17 protein-coding genes are annotated in these 14,970 nt (G+C 53.6%); 11 read left to right on the plus strand and 6 right to left on the minus strand.

What is annotated here, in order from left to right; translation table 11 throughout:
* The coding region (locus GKAS_RS19245) for a UvrD-helicase domain-containing protein (protein ID WP_035896563.1) at positions 1–1,105 on the minus strand (1,105 nt) is incomplete at its 3' end.
* A gap of 116 nt (positions 1,106–1,221) precedes the next feature.
* Here GKAS_RS19245 and ppiC (GKAS_RS19250) point away from each other — a divergent pair.
* On the plus strand, positions 1,222–1,503 hold the full coding sequence (gene ppiC / locus GKAS_RS19250; RefSeq protein ID WP_035896545.1) for a peptidylprolyl isomerase PpiC: 282 nt from the start codon (positions 1,222–1,224) through the stop codon (positions 1,501–1,503).
* Positions 1,504–1,554: 51 nt separating this feature from the next.
* A complete protein-coding gene (gene ppiC, locus GKAS_RS19255; RefSeq protein WP_003017999.1) occupies positions 1,555–1,836 on the plus strand; it encodes a peptidylprolyl isomerase PpiC in 282 nt (93 codons plus the stop codon).
* Positions 1,837–1,909: 73 nt separating this feature from the next.
* Here the strand turns inward: ppiC (GKAS_RS19255) and GKAS_RS19260 are convergent, their stop codons facing one another.
* The 3 genes from GKAS_RS19260 to ilvC all read right to left on the minus strand — a co-directional run bounded on the left by GKAS_RS19260 (position 1,910) and on the right by ilvC (position 4,379).
* Positions 1,910–2,275 (minus strand): hypothetical protein, encoded by a 366-nt coding sequence (locus GKAS_RS19260; protein ID WP_035896547.1) that lies wholly within the window; start codon positions 2,273–2,275, stop codon positions 1,910–1,912.
* Entirely contained in the window at positions 2,268–2,711 is a 444-nt protein-coding gene (locus GKAS_RS19265; protein ID WP_035896548.1) for an RrF2 family transcriptional regulator, read from the minus strand. Before GKAS_RS19265 ends, GKAS_RS19260 begins: the two co-directional genes overlap by 8 nt.
* Positions 2,712–2,903: 192 nt before the next feature.
* A complete protein-coding gene (gene ilvC / locus GKAS_RS19270) occupies positions 2,904–4,379 on the minus strand; it encodes a ketol-acid reductoisomerase (RefSeq protein ID WP_035896549.1) in 1,476 nt (491 codons plus the stop codon).
* Positions 4,380–4,463: 84 nt separating this feature from the next.
* Between ilvC and ilvY the strand changes: the two genes are divergently transcribed.
* From ilvY to GKAS_RS19315, 9 genes are all read left to right on the plus strand, one after another.
* Positions 4,464–5,435: an HTH-type transcriptional activator IlvY gene (gene ilvY, locus GKAS_RS19275; protein WP_072011438.1), complete on the plus strand. Its 972-nt coding sequence runs from the start codon at positions 4,464–4,466 to the stop codon at positions 5,433–5,435.
* Positions 5,436–5,566: 131 nt separating this feature from the next.
* On the plus strand, positions 5,567–6,571 hold the full coding sequence (locus tag GKAS_RS19280; RefSeq protein ID WP_035896554.1) for a dihydroxyacetone kinase subunit DhaK: 1,005 nt from the start codon (positions 5,567–5,569) through the stop codon (positions 6,569–6,571).
* Between the two features lies 1 nt (position 6,572).
* A complete protein-coding gene (dhaL, locus tag GKAS_RS19285) occupies positions 6,573–7,202 on the plus strand; it encodes a dihydroxyacetone kinase subunit DhaL (RefSeq protein WP_035896555.1) in 630 nt (209 codons plus the stop codon).
* A 236-nt stretch (positions 7,203–7,438) separates the two neighbouring features.
* On the plus strand, positions 7,439–8,632 hold the full coding sequence (gene fabV, locus GKAS_RS19290) for an enoyl-ACP reductase FabV (RefSeq protein WP_035896556.1): 1,194 nt from the start codon (positions 7,439–7,441) through the stop codon (positions 8,630–8,632).
* A 430-nt stretch (positions 8,633–9,062) separates the two neighbouring features.
* Positions 9,063–10,352, plus strand: coding sequence for a glycosyltransferase family 2 protein (locus tag GKAS_RS19295; RefSeq protein WP_081918583.1), 1,290 nt, complete (start codon positions 9,063–9,065; stop codon positions 10,350–10,352).
* A 64-nt stretch (positions 10,353–10,416) separates the two neighbouring features.
* Positions 10,417–10,809, plus strand: coding sequence for a GtrA family protein (locus GKAS_RS19300; protein ID WP_035896557.1), 393 nt, complete (start codon positions 10,417–10,419; stop codon positions 10,807–10,809).
* Entirely contained in the window at positions 10,806–11,468 is a 663-nt protein-coding gene (locus tag GKAS_RS23480; protein ID WP_051910808.1) for a class I SAM-dependent methyltransferase, read from the plus strand. Before GKAS_RS19300 ends, GKAS_RS23480 begins: the two co-directional genes overlap by 4 nt.
* Positions 11,465–12,616 (plus strand): glycosyltransferase family 4 protein, encoded by a 1,152-nt coding sequence (locus GKAS_RS19310; protein WP_035896558.1) that lies wholly within the window; start codon positions 11,465–11,467, stop codon positions 12,614–12,616. The genes GKAS_RS23480 and GKAS_RS19310 overlap by 4 nt, the downstream gene beginning before the upstream one ends.
* 1 nt (position 12,617) lies before the next feature.
* Positions 12,618–14,315, plus strand: a complete 1,698-nt coding sequence (locus tag GKAS_RS19315) for a DUF7055 domain-containing protein (protein ID WP_035896559.1) — start codon at positions 12,618–12,620, stop codon at positions 14,313–14,315.
* Positions 14,316–14,354: 39 nt separating this feature from the next.
* Here GKAS_RS19315 and GKAS_RS19320 read toward each other — a convergent pair whose 3' ends face one another.
* Positions 14,355–14,621, minus strand: coding sequence for an HPr family phosphocarrier protein (locus GKAS_RS19320; protein WP_035896560.1), 267 nt, complete (start codon positions 14,619–14,621; stop codon positions 14,355–14,357).
* A gap of 16 nt (positions 14,622–14,637) precedes the next feature.
* A partial coding sequence (locus GKAS_RS19325) for a DAK2 domain-containing protein (RefSeq protein WP_035896561.1) occupies positions 14,638–14,970 on the minus strand: 333 nt, incomplete at its 5' end.

Genomic DNA, 14,970 nt, shown 5'->3' on the forward strand with positions numbered 1-14,970 from the left:
ACGGGATGCGGTTCTGCATCAGGAATTTTTCAAACACCCGCGACTGATGGTTGCCACGATAGAGAATGGCGTAGTCCTTGTACTGCGTCTTATTGACGAAGTGATGGGCGATAAGCTCGCCGGTGACGCGCTCCGCCTCGTGTTCTTCATGGTTGGCGCTCAGCACTTTAAGCTCCGGGCCGTAGCCCAGTTCGGAGAACAGACGCTTTTCAAACACATGCGGGTTATTGGCAATCAGGATGTTCGCGGCCTTCAGAATACGCCCGGAAGAACGGTAGTTCTGCTCCAGCTTAATCACCTGCAGCGCCGGGAAGTCCTGGCTCAGTAAGACCAGGTTTTGCGGACGCGCACCGCGCCAGGAGTAGATTGACTGATCGTCGTCGCCCACCACGGTAAACCGCGCGCGCTGCCCCACCAGCAGCTTCACCAGCTCGTACTGGCTGGTGTTGGTGTCCTGATATTCATCCACCAGCAGATAGCGAATCTTGTTCTGCCAGCGCTCACGCACCTCTTCATTACGTTGCAGCAGCAGCGTCGGCAGCAGGATCAGGTCGTCAAAGTCCAGCACGTTACACGCTTTCATGTGCGCGTCGTACAGGCTGTAGCAATGGGCAAAAATACGATCGCGCTCCCCCTTGGCGCTGGCCGCTGCCTGCGCCGGGGTTTTTAGATCGTTTTTCCAGTTGGAGATCGTCGAGATCAACTGCTGGAACACCACTTTATCGTCTTCGATCAGCCCCTCGGTCAGATCTTTAAGCAGCGCGGTTTGATCGGTATCGTCGAACAAGGAAAAGTTCGACTTCATCCCCAACGCCGCATACTCGCGCTTGATGATATCCAGCCCAAGCGTGTGGAACGTGGAGATCATCAGCCCACGCGCTTCTTTGCGCCCCAGCGTTTGCGCCACGCGCTCTTTCATCTCGCGTGCGGCCTTGTTGGTAAAGGTCACCGCCGCAATATGTCGTGCCTGATAACCACACTGGTGGATCAGGTGCGCAATTTTATTGGTGATAACGCGGGTTTTGCCGGAGCCAGCACCCGCCAACACCAGGCAAGGGCCTGTGACAAATTCGACGGCTTGTTGTTGTCCGGGGTTTAAACGCATAGGGGCATTGCTCAATCTGTAAACACGGGGGTGTGGATTGTAGCAGAAAGTCAGGCTGAGATTTACCCGCCAAATGGTAAAGTGTTGGGTAGCAAACCAACGATAAGAGTGACCTTATGGCAAAGAGCGCGGCAGCCCTGCACATCCTGGTAAAAGAAGAAAAACTGGCGCTGGAGATCCTCAGCAAACTGGAGCGAGGAATCAGCTTCGATCATCTGGCAAAACGCTATTCCCGCTGCCCTTCCGGGCGCAACGGTGGCGATCTTGGCGAGTTTAAGCAGGGGATGATGGTGGGGCCATTCGACGCCGCCGTTTTTAGCTGTCCGCTACTTAAGCCTTTCGGGCCGGTTAAAACCAAATTTGGCTATCACATCATCAAGGTGCTGTATCGGCGATAAGCCATGCTAAAATCGCCAGCCTTACAGACTCGCTTATAGAAAGGCTCGATCATGGCAAAAACAGCAGCAGCAGTGCATATCCTGGTGAAAGAAGAGAAACTGGCTCTGGATCTTCTGGAACAGATTAAAAACGGCGCCGATTTCGGCAAGCTGGCGAAGAAGCACTCCATCTGCCCATCGGGCAAACGCGGCGGTGACTTAGGTGAATTCCGTCAGGGCCAGATGGTTCCGGCGTTCGATAAGGTGGTCTTCTCCTGTCCAGTGCTGGAGCCAACCGGCCCGCTGCACACTCAGTTCGGTTACCACATTATTAAAGTGCTGTACCGTAACTAAGGTGCATCCCGGCGTCGCTTCGCTCGACCTGGCTACCGGTCGTTTGTAGCCGAGCAAAGCGACGCCGGTTTTTTTATTTCTGCGATTGCAGCGTCTGCTGGGCGTTATGTTTCATCACATGGGTGCTAACCGCCGCCTGGAACACCTTAAACATCAAGCCGTTAATCAGCGTGGTGATAGTAATCACGATAAACGCCGTCATCACCCAGTCAATCAGCGCAAAGCCGCTGTTCAACAGCGCCGGGCGATATACCGCCATCCCGCCAAATACCACCCAGTGACTTAGGCAGTAAAAACAGTGGAACAAGTGCCCCATCAGCGCGTTCTTTTTGGTCGTCCATTCACGAAACGCGGCAAACAGCTCCGTCTGCGTCACCGTCATCGAAATACTGCTCGCCGCCATCGCAATCATCAGGCAGGTGGTTAAATTTTCAATCATGGTCGTGGCCTTTGTCGTTGAAGTAGCTAATAAATTCGCTGCCGATATCCCGTAGCGTCAGGCGCTTAAAGCGATCGAGGATCAGCGTTTGCGCATCGGCGAGCGTCTCTGACATCACCCGGTTTACCCCCTGTTCCACCAGGCACTGCGGGTTTTCGCTGCGGTTGCCCAGCGCAAACAGCGCCGGTTCGCCGAGCGCCATGTAGATATCGTAAAGCGTGATTTCACTGACCGGCCGGCACAGCCGCCAGCCGCCGTGGTGCCCCTTCGTGGCACAGACAATGTTGTTTTCCCTGAGCCCGGCAAGCAGCTTGCGGATGAATGCCGGATTGCCGTCGATAAAGGCGGCCATCTGTTCGGATGTCAGAGGTTTGTCCATCTGCTCCAGATGAAGCAGGATGTGCAGCGTCGCTGAGAATGAGTTGTTTGTTTTCATGTAACTTACAATATTACATAAGATGAGTGTGAGCAATCCCAGAAAAAATAATCTGTACGAATAAAAGCTATCAGCATGATAACTAGATGAATTTAGATGATGAGAGAGTGGACTCAGCGATCCCGTCAAGCGCAGATAAAAAAACGGCCCGGTAGCGAGGCGCTGACCGGGCCGGATGATAACGAGGTTTTATTAGCCTGCTACTGCGATACGCTTCATATCGGTCATGTAGCCGCGCAGTTTCTTACCAACCTGCTCGATAGCGTGGCCACGAACCGCTTCGTTCACGTCGCGCAGTTGGGCGTTATCTACCGCACCTTCGGCAATCGCTTTGCCCAGGTCACCGGTCTGCAGCGTGGTCATGAACTCTTTCAGCAGCGGTACGCAAGCATAAGAGAACAGGTAGTTACCGTATTCTGCGGTATCGGAGATAACCACGTTCATTTCGTACAGACGCTTACGGGCGATGGTGTTCGCGATCAGCGGCAGTTCATGCAGTGATTCGTAGTAAGCAGACTCTTCGATGATGCCAGAATCAACCATGGTTTCGAACGCCAGCTCAACGCCCGCTTTCACCATCGCAATCATCAGAACGCCTTTATCGAAGTACTCTTGCTCGCCGATTTTGCCTTCAAACTGCGGTGCGGTTTCGAACGCGGTTTTACCGGTCTCTTCACGCCAGGTCAGCAGTTTCTTATCGTCGTTAGCCCAGTCAGCCATCATGCCGGAGGAGAATTCACCGGAGATGATGTCGTCCATGTGTTTCTGGAACAGCGGCGCCATGATCTCTTTCAGCTGTTCGGACAGCGCATAAGCGCGCAGTTTCGCCGGGTTAGACAGACGGTCCATCATCAGCGTGATGCCGCCCTGCTTCAGCGCTTCGGTGATGGTTTCCCAGCCGAACTGAATCAGTTTTTCTGCGTAAGCGGCGTCGGTGCCTTCAGCCACCAGCTTGTCAAAGCACAGCAGAGAACCAGCCTGCAACATACCGCACAGGATAGTCTGCTCGCCCATCAGGTCAGATTTCACTTCTGCAACGAAGGAGGATTCCAGTACGCCAGCACGGTGACCACCGGTTGCCGCAGCCCAGGCTTTAGCGATCGCCATGCCTTCGCCTTTTGGATCGTTTTCCGGGTGAACTGCGATAAGGGTTGGAACACCGAAACCACGTTTGTATTCTTCACGCACTTCGGTACCCGGGCACTTCGGTGCCACCATCACAACGGTGATGTCTTTACGGATCTGCTCGCCCACTTCGACGATGTTGAAACCGTGGGAGTAACCCAGCGCCGCGCCGTCTTTCATCAGCGGCTGTACGGAACGCACAACGTCGGAGTGCTGTTTGTCTGGCGTCAGGTTAACCACCAGGTCAGCCTGCGGGATCAGCTCTTCGTAGGTACCGACTTTGAAGCCGTTTTCGGTCGCTTTACGCCAGGAAGCACGTTTCTCAGCGATCGCTTCTTTACGCAGGGCGTAGGAGATATCCAGACCGGAGTCACGCATGTTCAGGCCCTGGTTCAGGCCCTGAGCGCCACAGCCGACGATGACCACTTTTTTACCCTGAAGGTAGCTTGCGCCGTCGGCGAATTCTTCGCGGCCCATGAAGCGACATTTGCCCAGCTGAGCCAGCTGCTGACGCAGATTCAGTGTATTAAAGTAGTTAGCCATGATGGTGTACTCCGTGATGTTGTGTGTCTTATTGTTCGGTTCGCGTTTCAGCGAGAATGAACCCACATTACAACAGGAAATTTATTGCGGAAATTGATATATTCACAACGTCATATTGCAATTTATGCAACGTCAAAAACCGGAGACTCGTCTGTGGATTTACGCGATCTGAAAATGTTCCTGCATCTGGCGGAAAGCCGCCATTTTGGCCGCAGCGCGCGGGCGATGCACGTCAGCCCCTCCACGCTCTCCCGGCAAATTCAGCGCCTTGAAGAGGACCTCGGCCAGCCGCTGTTTGTCCGCGATAACCGCACGGTGACGCTCACCGAAGCCGGTGAGGAGCTGCGCGTGTTTGCCCAGCAGACGCTGTTACAGTATCAGCAGCTGCGCCATACCCTCGATCAGCAGGGGCCGTCTCTTTCCGGCGAGCTGCATATCTTCTGCTCGGTTACCGCGGCTTATAGCCACCTACCGCCAATCCTCGACCGTTTTCGCGCCGAGCATCCTTCGGTTGAAATCAAGCTCACCACCGGTGACGCGGCCGATGCAATGGAAAAAGTCGTCACCGGCGAGGCAGATCTGGCAATTGCCGGCAAGCCCGAGACATTGCCCGGCGCGGTGGCATTTTCCATGCTGGAAAATTTGGCCGTGGTGCTGATTGCCCCAGCGCTGCCCTGCCCGGTACGCAACCAGATTTCGGTGGATGAGCCAGACTGGTCAACGGTGCCGTTTATCATGGCCGACCAGGGGCCGGTGCGTCGCCGCATTGAGCTGTGGTTCCGTCGCCATAAAATCAGCAACCCGTCGATTTACGCCACCGTGGGCGGCCACGAGGCGATGGTGTCGATGGTGGCGCTGGGCTGTGGCGTGGCGCTGATTCCCGAAATCGTGCTGGAAAATAGCCCGGAGCCGGTGCGTAACCGCGTGATGATTTTAGAGCGCAGTGATGAGAAGACCCCGTTCGAGCTAGGCGTCTGCGTGCAGAAAAAGCGGCTACATGAACCATTGGTGGATGCATTCTGGAAGATTGTGTTAGAACGCAAAATCACAGAATAGCATTGATACATCCAGCCCCCAGTCATGCCCCTGGTTCGGGAGATTAATTGGTATCAAAGGTGCCAGGTGTAAACAAGCTCCGCAGGTAAAATCGTCACTAAAGAAACCGGACCTTACAAGAGGGAGTGACGATGCTGAAACCCAAAAAGATCTTCAACAACACCGATAATATTCGTAGCGAAATCATGGAAGGGCTGGTGTACGCCGGGCGCGGAAAGATCCACGCCCTGCCAGACTACTGCGCGGTTTACCGTACGATGGCACAGAATGGCCAGACCGTTATCGTCAGCGGCGGCGGCAGCGGCCATGAGCCGACGTTTGCCGGGTTCGTCGGCGAAGGCGGCATCGATGCCTGCGCGCTGGGCGAAGTCTTCACCTCCCCCTCTCCCGACCAAATCATTGAAGCCAGTCGGGCTGTTCATCAGGGCAACGGCGTGCTGTTCCTCTACGGCAACTACTCCGGCGACGGCATGAACTTTGATATCGCGGCTGAAATCCTTGCAGAAGAAGGCATTGAGTGTCGCACCGTGCGCGCCACGGATGATATTGCCTCCGCGCCACCGGAAAGAATGTCCGACCGCCGCGGGGTGGGCGGGCTGGCATTTTTATATAAGCTTGCCGGTGCCGCGGCTCAGTTCGAGCACTACGGCTTGTCTGAGCTGGAAGCGCTGGCGAAAAAAGCCAACCGTAACACCCGCACCATTGGTGTCGCATTGAGCGGGTGCGCGCTGCCGCAGGCCGACGCCTTTAACTTCACGCTGGCCGATAACGAAATCGAACTGGGTATTGGCATTCACGGTGAGCCAGGGCTGTGCCGTATTCCAATGCCGCAGTCTGATGAGCTGGTCGAGATGATGATTGAACGTCTGTGCAACGACCTACCTTTCGCACAGGGCGACAGCGTATGCGTGAGCGTCAACAACCTCGGCGCACTAAGCAACACCGAGCTAATGGTAGTCACCCGCAAAGTCGGCATAGCGCTAACGGCGCGCGGCATCAAGACCTATGACGTACAAGTCGGTCACTTCTGTACCTCGCTGGAAATGTCCGGTTTTTCCCTGAGCATGCTGCGGTTGGACGACGAGATGCAGCGCCTATATGACCATCCAATCCGCACCCTCGGCTGGAGAAACTAAGATGAACACCACACAATTTATCGCCTGCCTGCAGTACGTTTCTGAGGGGATGATCGCCAGCGAACCGAGGCTGACCGCGCTTGACCAGGTTATTGGCGATGGCGACCACGGTATCGGTATTAAACGCGGCTTTACCGCGCTTAACACGCTGCTCGCCGCACCAGAATTTACCGCCACTGATATTGGTGATGCTCTGCTGCAAAGCGGTACTCGCCTGATGACCAGCATGGGCGGCGCGTCTGGGGCCATTTTCGGCACTCTTTTCCGCGCTGGGGGGAAAGCGTTGGCGGGGCGCGCAGCGCTGAATGCCGCGACCCTCGCCGAGTGGCTAGAAATTGGCATGCAGGCCATCCACCAACGCGGCGGTGCCGAGCCGGGAGATAAAACAATGGTGGATGCACTGGCCGCCGCCGCCGAACAGGCCAAAGCAGATATCGCACTACCACTGCCGGAAGCGCTCACCCACTGCGCACAGGCAGCCATGGCAGGCGCAGAAGGCACCAGCGCCATGGTTGCCCGCTTTGGGCGGGCGAAAAATCTGGGTGAGCGGGCCATTGGTCACTGCGACCCTGGTGCAGTGTCGATGGCGCTGATCCTGCAGTTTATGGCGGAGTTTGCTCACCAGAACTAACCTGCAATAGCGCACAACCTCCACAGGAGCCATGTTTACGCATGGCCCTTTTCTGTCCTGCGGTCCGGCATCTGACGGCTAAAATCAGTGGTAGATTCAGTATTGGCGCTCCTTTTCTGTATAATGTCGCGATCCATTGTAGTGGGGGGCTTGTTAACCATCGCGTTAAGCAAGCCAGAACAGACGGTGTCATTGCGCACTTGACAGCGAAAATACAAACTTAATTAGCCATCATTATGATAATCAAACCAAAAATTCGTGGATTCATCTGTACAACGACCCATCCGACTGGCTGTAAAGTCAACGTGGAAAAACAGATCGAGTACGTTAAGCAAAACGGGAAAATCGAGAACGGTCCTTCCCGCGTGCTGGTGATCGGTGCTTCCACCGGTTACGGCCTTGCATCCAGAATTTCCGCAGCGTTTGGCAGCGGTGCCGCCACTATCGGCGTATTTTTCGAAAAACCAGGCACGGACACCAAACCGGGTTCCGCGGGCTGGTATAACTCTGCCGCTTTCGATGAAGCAGCAAAGCGTGAAGGTCTGTACGCCAAAAGCATCAACGGCGACGCGTTCTCTGACGAATGCCGCGATGAAGTTATCAAGCTGATCAAAGAAGATCTGGGTCAGATCGACCTGGTCGTTTACTCACTGGCTTCTCCAGTGCGTAAAATGCCAAAAACTGGTGAAATTGTTCGTTCTGCGCTGAAGCCAATCGGCGAGGTTTACACCTCTAAAGCGATTGATACCAACAAAGATCAGATCATCACCGCCAGCATTGAGCCGGCAACCGAAGAAGAAGTGCAGAACACCGTTACCGTAATGGGCGGCGAAGACTGGGAACTGTGGATGGGTGCGCTGAGCGAAGCTGGCGTGCTGGCTGACGGCGTAAAAACCGTAGCCTACTCCTACATCGGTACCGACCTGACCTGGCCAATCTACTGGCACGGCGCGCTGGGCAAAGCGAAAGAAGACCTCGATCGCGCCGCAGGCGAACTGCGTAACCAGCTGGCTCCGCTGAACGGTTCCGCGAACGTTGCGGTACTGAAGTCCGTCATCACTCAGGCCTCTTCCGCCATTCCAGTGATGCCGCTGTACATCTCCATGGTCTTCAAGCTGATGAAAGCACAGGGGATTCACGAAGGTTGTATCGAGCAGATCAACCGTCTGATGACCACCAGCCTGTACGGCGATAAAGTGGCGCTTGATGACAACCAGCGTATCCGTATGGATGACTGGGAACTGCGTGAAGACATTCAGCAGGCATGTCGCGACCTGTGGCCGCTGATCACCACCGAAAACCTGGCGCAAGAAACCGATTATGCAGGCTACAAGCAGGAATTCCTGAACCTGTTCGGTTTTGGCCTCGACGGCGTGGATTACGACGCTGACGTGAACACCGAAGTTGAATTCGACGTGATCACGCTGTAATTTTCTGCCGCAGTAACAAAAGCAGACGACTGATAAAACCCTGGCCGAAAGCCAGGGTTTTTAACTAATAAAATCTGGACTTAATAACGACCACTCCTGTACGATTCAATCCAGTTTCAAATATATAATATCAGTTAAGAATTGAATGGAATTAATAAATATCATTCAATTAAATAATATATCAGTGGATAGATTAGATTTCCGCATATTGATTTACAGTATGAATTAAAAGAAATACTTCCATTAAATAGTTAGAGCCTATCCTAATAGACATTATTATTGCAGCCAGTTTAAACATGGGCGCATACGTACTTCGCAGGGCTTTAAGGCCCCATCGGGCTTTGTGCGAGTGCCCTTTGGTTAAAGTTGCGAATAGAGTGGCTCATTAGGATGGGCTCTGAATCATGCTCATGGATTGGAGCTTAATATTATGCACACAGCAAATCTACATCGGCCGGACCATTCGAGTATTTTATCAGAGCCATTTAAATATATTCCGGAACTGACCATTTCAGCCTCCAAAGACATAGCTTCATCTGTTCCACGCCCATTTATATCAGCAATCATTCCATGTCTGAATGAAGAAATGACGCTTGCCATCTGCATTAATAAAATAATGGCAGCCTTTAACCGTCGAGGTATTCAGGGTGAAGTTATCGTGGGGGATAATGGTTCAACGGACAAATCCGTTGAAATTGCAAAATCACTGGGCGCCCGGGTCATCCACCAGCCCGTCAAAGGCTATGGTGCAGCAATAAGCGCGGCGGCCAGAGCGGCAAAGGGTAAGTATCTCATCATGGCCGATGCCGATGACTCCTACGACTGGAGCCAGATTGATATTTTTGTCGATGCACTGGAAAGCGGCGCAGACTTCGTGATGGGTAATCGATTTGCCGGAGGAATAGAACCAGGAGCCATGCCTCCTCTGCATCGCTATCTGGGTAACCCGCTGCTCTCAGGCATCGCCCGGCTGCTTTACCACTCTCCCATTCGTGATTTTCACTGCGGGATGCGGGCCTTTACCCGCGAGGCATTCCAGAAGATATCTGCCCACGCAACCGGAATGGAATTTGCCTCCGAAATGATCATCAACGCGCATCGTGCGGGCCTCACCATCCGTGAAGTGCCGATCAAGCTCTATCCGGACAAACGCAACCGCCCGCCTCATTTACGCTCGTTTCGCGATGGCTGGCGGCACTTGCGCCTTCTCATTGCCCATGCTCCAGATAGGCTATATTTGGCCCCAGGGATGACGCTGCTGCTGCTCGGAATTATCGGCCTTGCGCTGCTTGCCACAGGCCCCATCGAAATCAACGGGTACTATTTTGGTATTCATTTCGTGGCCCTGGCGACCATGTCAACCTTGATTGGTCTTATCTCAATTCTGCTAGGCGTACTAGCGAAGGTCGCTATCGCCATTTACCACCCGGTTGCACAAAGTCCGATGATTGGCTGGTTGAGGCGATCGCACCCTCTGGAATGGCTGGTTTTCGGCGGATCGGCTCTTGCCATATCGGGTTTTTGCGCCGACCTCCTTTTGGCTTTTCAATGGCTTTTTACCCGCGGTTCAATGGAGCAGTCGGTACATGCTGTTTTTATCATCAGCACCGTTTGTATCGCTGGTGTGTTAATGGTGCTGGCCGGATTCGTACTGCAGCTGCTGCTGGATATCCTGAACCGACAGGTTTCAGAGATATCAACAAAAGGGTCAGCGGTATGAAAGGGGGAAAGGTCATCGCCTCTTCCTTATCAGCAGTCTTCTTGTCTCAACAAAGGCTGCTACGATGAAAATTCGAACCTCTTTTGCCTATCTCTGCGTCTCTGGCACCTGCTTCCTCGGACATAACGGCATCATGATTGCGGCGGAGCGTTTCTACGCGGGGCTCTGGTTAGCCGTCCTGTTATCTTTCGTTATCACCGTTATTATCGGCTATATATTGCACAGCACATTCACCTTCAAACAGCCATTCTCACTGTCTGCTTTTGGGCGCTATACCCTCGGCATGCTGCTGAATATCCCACTGGCTTATGTCACCACCTGGTTTTGGTATCACTGGCTGGAATTTCCAATGCCCACTGCCGCGCCGCTTGCTTCGCTCTGCATGATCGCACTGAATTTTCTCCTTAGCCGCTGGGCGATTAACACTTCAGGCCGCAATAAGGTCGTACACATATGATTATCGCGCCCATTACCCCACAACATTTACAGAATATTTTGTCACGTCATCTCGCGATGTATCGTACAAAGGCCCCATTCTACCAAGCAACAATGTTAAACAGTCTGGGCGCGGTCTGGCAGGAGCACCATAAACGCTTGCTTGACGTGGGTGGCGGAACCGGCGTGATTGCCCAAGCGATGGCAGAACTTTTCCCAACTGATGAAGTTGTCTCGGTCGACCTCATTGACCGTTTCTGCTCTTCGTTAAGTATTCAGACACAGCAATACGATGGCGCTAAGTTACCTTTTGCTGATGGCACATTTTCAGCAGCAACGCTGAATAACGTCTTACATCACGTCCCACTTGCCGCCAGAAGCGGGCTACTCAGTGAAATAGCGCGAGTCGTAGATGGTCCGCTGTACATCAAAGACCATGAGAGCGGTGGAAGGTTGGATGACGCGCGCCTCACACTGATGGATGCGATAGGCAACATTCCATTCGGTGGCATGCTTTGGGCACGCTACCTTTCCCGCCAGCAATGGGAAACGCTAGCCAACGAGAGCGGCTATCGCATTACCGCGCGTGCCGTGCCGTTGCAATATCGTCAAGGCGCGTATGCCCTCATCTTCCCTAACAGCCTGGAAATCACGATGCGTCTGGAAAAAATATCACCATGAATATCCTGACGATAAGCCATTTCTACGAGACGCACGGCGGCGGAATTGAACGCGTTGCCGGGCACTTGTGTCGTCGGTTCGCCCGCCTGGGCGCAATGCCACAATGGGCAGCCAGTGCCGGCGATGCTTTACCTGACGGCGATATCAAAATCATCGCGTTACGATGCGTCGACCCGCTGGAAAAACTCACCGGTTTGCCCATGCCATTACCCGGCCCCGCGGCCATTTATGCGCTGAGAGATGCCGTACGCCGAAGCGACGTGGTGGTGATCCACGATGCGCTTTATGTGACGTCAATCCTTGGCATGATAATGGCCAAGCTCCACGGGAAACCCGTTGTTTTGATTCAGCATATTGCTGCGATTCCTTTCAAATCCCTCTCGCTGCGTCTGCTTATGCAACTGGCAAACCTTGTCGTTACGCGCCCCATGCTATGGGCTGCTGATGTCCGAATCTTTATTAGCGATACGGTTCGTCACGACCTGCTCGGAACGCCTGCACGCTATCCCTATAGGTTGCTGTTTAACGGCGTTGATAGCGCCATTTTTTACCCCCCTACCTCCATAGAAGCCAGGCGCAATCCATCGGCAAACTACCATTTCCCTCCCTGTGCCCAGCGCATACTTTTCGTTGGTCGCTACGTTGAAAAGAAAGGGTTGGCGGTCTTACGCGTCCTGGCAGCAGCCAGGCCGGAGTGCCAGTTCTTACTGGTCGGAAGCGGACCACTTAGGCCCGCAGAATGGGGGTTGGACAACGTTTACGATCTTGGCGTTCAGGCCCCCGACGCGCTGGCGGAACTTTATCGCGGCGCAGATTTGCTGCTATTACCTACCGTCGGTGAAGGCTATCCCCTCGTTATTCAGGAAGCTATGGCATGCGGGCTACCGGTTGTCTGCGGCGCTCCGGCACATAGAGCGGACCCCGAGGCGGCAAGCTGGCTACGTGGCGTGAACATCGACCTTAGCGATCCGCAGGGTTCGGCACAGCGCTGTTCTGCCACAATAGATAGCTGTCGGCTGACCAACCGCGAACGTGAAGCGATGATCCGTTACGCCAGGGAGCGCTATAGCTGGCAAACCATGGCACAGGAAATACTCAGGCTGGCGCAAAATGCCGTCAGGGCAAAGGATCAAAACGGAAGAGAATAAAATGGATACATCCAGTCAGCACTTTCTTCCCGATAATCCGCGGAGCATCACACTGCTCCTCGGTATGAGTATTGCCCTTAAAGTGGCACTTATTTTCATTTTTGCCTGGCATATTCGTCTGGTCATGGATGAGTTCGCCCAGCTTGGTTACGCCAAATATTTTGCCAATGGGCTATTCGATACCATTCAACCGCCAAAGGCCGTAGGCTTTGCCGTGTTTTATAAACTGGCTCACCTGATTGGTTGGAACGCAACCTCGATTATTCTTGTCGGGAGAATGCAAACGGCTCTGCTCGCCTGCGGAACCCTACTGCTGGTTTACGCCTGCGCGCGGGCCTTGGGTGAACAGCGTTTACGTTCACTACTGATTGTTCTGGTGTTACTGTGCTTTACGAATTTTATGGAGCGCATCTTCCGCACCCGCTCAGAGCCCCTGGCGCTGTTTTTCGCTCTGGCTGCCGTTCTGGTGATACTGCGTAGCACTACCCTCAACGCAAGAAGCATTATCATCGCCGGGATCCTCAGCGGGATGGCGTTTTTGATTACCCAAAAATCAGCTTTCTTCAATCTGGCTCTAGGGCTTGGCTTAGTGATGGACGCTACATTACGCAAAGATTTCATCATGGCTATCGTTCGCGGTTTTTACCTGACCGTTGGATGGATGCTTCCCGCACTAGCCTATTGTTTGATATTCGGCGGCAGCGACCCGCTGCGTATCGCTGAAGGTTTGATTTTTGGCCCGGTAGAAGTAGCAGTAAACGGCAGCGAAGCCTATGACGGACTGCGCGCGTATGTCTTACAAACCCTGGTAGACAATACGGTTCTCTATCTACTCTGTTTTAGCGGCATGATAATCGCGGTGAAACGCTTTCGAGTCTCACCTGAAAAAAAACGTATCGTGCTGATATTTTCGCTCGTCATAACCACGCTGGTGTTCGCTCATAGCCAGCCATGGCCCTATGTATTTATTATGGCACTACCCTTTATATCGCTTTGGTCTCTCACCCCGCTAGATTACATCCTCACCCATAGCGGTAGGCCGATTTTGAGGTTATTTTTCCTGACGATAACTGCATTAGCCCTACTTTCAAGCTACTTTACCAATCTCAGCTACCTGAAAATTGACAATGTACAGCAGCTTGAAATAGTTAGCCGAGCAGAAGCATTGCTCAAGCCTGATGAAAAATACTTTGATGGTATAGGGATGTTACCCAACAGGCTGGAACCGACAACCCTATGGCTCGATAACTGGTATGTATTAAAGACGCTACGGGAAGGGAAAGGCTCCGAAGCCTGGCAGGTGCTAACCCAATCCCCACCGAAAGTTATTTTATGGTCCAACCGATTAACTAAGATCTATTCTGTTATCGCCGAAGCCATCGACAACAGCTATGTCCAGGTGGCACCGAATATCCGGATGGCAGGGCAACGGCTGCACGTAAACCGCCAGACGGTATTCAAGGTGCCGCTAACCGGAAGATATCAGCTTTACAGCGAAACCGGCGCGCCAGTATCTGCACAAATTAACGTGGATGGGATCGCACTCACTCCGCCCATAATCCTGTCGGCAGGCCGCAAAACCATCACCTTGCTCAATGGCCCGGAGACAGCGCTGCTGTTACCCGAAGGTTCCTACACAGGCCTTTTCAAAGAAGGGGATGATAACCGCGACCTGTTTGCTAATGTCTATTATCGGTAAGCATGATTAACCGCCGCGCTAACGGCGGTTTTGGTGAGGCTAATCGAAACCAAAGCCTTCGGCGAACAGCACCTTCAGCTTCGCCATCGCCTCCTGCTCGTCGCTGCCGCTGCAGATGATCTCAAGCGATCCACGCCCTTTGATCCCGGCACCCAAAATGCTCATGATGCTTTTTCCTTTGATGGTTTTGCCATCATAGATCATCTCGATCCGCGACTGGTACTGCGCGCATGCCTTTGCCAGCACGCCCGCCGGGCGCGCATGAATACCGTGCAGGTTGCTGATTTTCACCACTTCTTTCAACATAATTGCGGTTCCTTACTTACTGTCCGTTTGCCGGGTACATAGCCTGAACAACGTTAAAATAACCCTGAATCAGAAGCTGGGCGACCATCGCGCCCGGGTCGACGAACGCACGGGACCGCTCGCCGTGAATGGCCGCACGCCCGTGCTTCGCCACCATCGTGGTGGTCTGCTGCACGCCCTGCTGCGCTGCTAGCAGCGCTTCTCGCGCCACGCAAAGCGGGTCGCCATGGCCACGCAGCGCCACCAGTGCCGGGGCCATGCCATCAAGAAAGGTTTTCTCGCCCGGCTGTGCTTTGCCGCGCTGTTGTACACCGCCGTACCAGGCCTGGAAAAAATCACCCGCTTCTTG

It is taken from the genome of Kluyvera ascorbata ATCC 33433 (assembly GCF_000735365.1).
Lineage (GTDB): Bacteria > Pseudomonadota > Gammaproteobacteria > Enterobacterales > Enterobacteriaceae > Kluyvera > Kluyvera ascorbata.

Excerpts from the sequence above, each read along its gene's own strand:
- ppiC (WP_035896545.1), top strand. The coding sequence starts at position 1,222 with ATGGCAAAGAGCGCGGCAGCCCTGCACATCCTGGTAAAAGAAGAAAAA.
- ppiC (WP_003017999.1), top strand. The coding sequence starts at position 1,555 with ATGGCAAAAACAGCAGCAGCAGTGCATATCCTGGTGAAAGAAGAGAAA.
- GKAS_RS19260 (WP_035896547.1), bottom strand. The coding sequence starts at position 2,275 with ATGATTGAAAATTTAACCACCTGCCTGATGATTGCGATGGCGGCGAGC.
- GKAS_RS19265 (WP_035896548.1), bottom strand. The coding sequence starts at position 2,711 with ATGAAAACAAACAACTCATTCTCAGCGACGCTGCACATCCTGCTTCAT.
- ilvC (WP_035896549.1), bottom strand. The coding sequence starts at position 4,379 with ATGGCTAACTACTTTAATACACTGAATCTGCGTCAGCAGCTGGCTCAG.
- GKAS_RS19280 (WP_035896554.1), top strand. The coding sequence starts at position 5,567 with ATGCTGAAACCCAAAAAGATCTTCAACAACACCGATAATATTCGTAGC.
- dhaL (WP_035896555.1), top strand. The coding sequence starts at position 6,573 with ATGAACACCACACAATTTATCGCCTGCCTGCAGTACGTTTCTGAGGGG.
- fabV (WP_035896556.1), top strand. The coding sequence starts at position 7,439 with ATGATAATCAAACCAAAAATTCGTGGATTCATCTGTACAACGACCCAT.
- GKAS_RS19295 (WP_081918583.1), top strand. The coding sequence starts at position 9,063 with ATGCACACAGCAAATCTACATCGGCCGGACCATTCGAGTATTTTATCA.
- GKAS_RS19300 (WP_035896557.1), top strand. The coding sequence starts at position 10,417 with ATGAAAATTCGAACCTCTTTTGCCTATCTCTGCGTCTCTGGCACCTGC.
- GKAS_RS23480 (WP_051910808.1), top strand. The coding sequence starts at position 10,806 with ATGATTATCGCGCCCATTACCCCACAACATTTACAGAATATTTTGTCA.
- GKAS_RS19310 (WP_035896558.1), top strand. The coding sequence starts at position 11,465 with ATGAATATCCTGACGATAAGCCATTTCTACGAGACGCACGGCGGCGGA.
- GKAS_RS19315 (WP_035896559.1), top strand. The coding sequence starts at position 12,618 with ATGGATACATCCAGTCAGCACTTTCTTCCCGATAATCCGCGGAGCATC.
- GKAS_RS19320 (WP_035896560.1), bottom strand. The coding sequence starts at position 14,621 with ATGTTGAAAGAAGTGGTGAAAATCAGCAACCTGCACGGTATTCATGCG.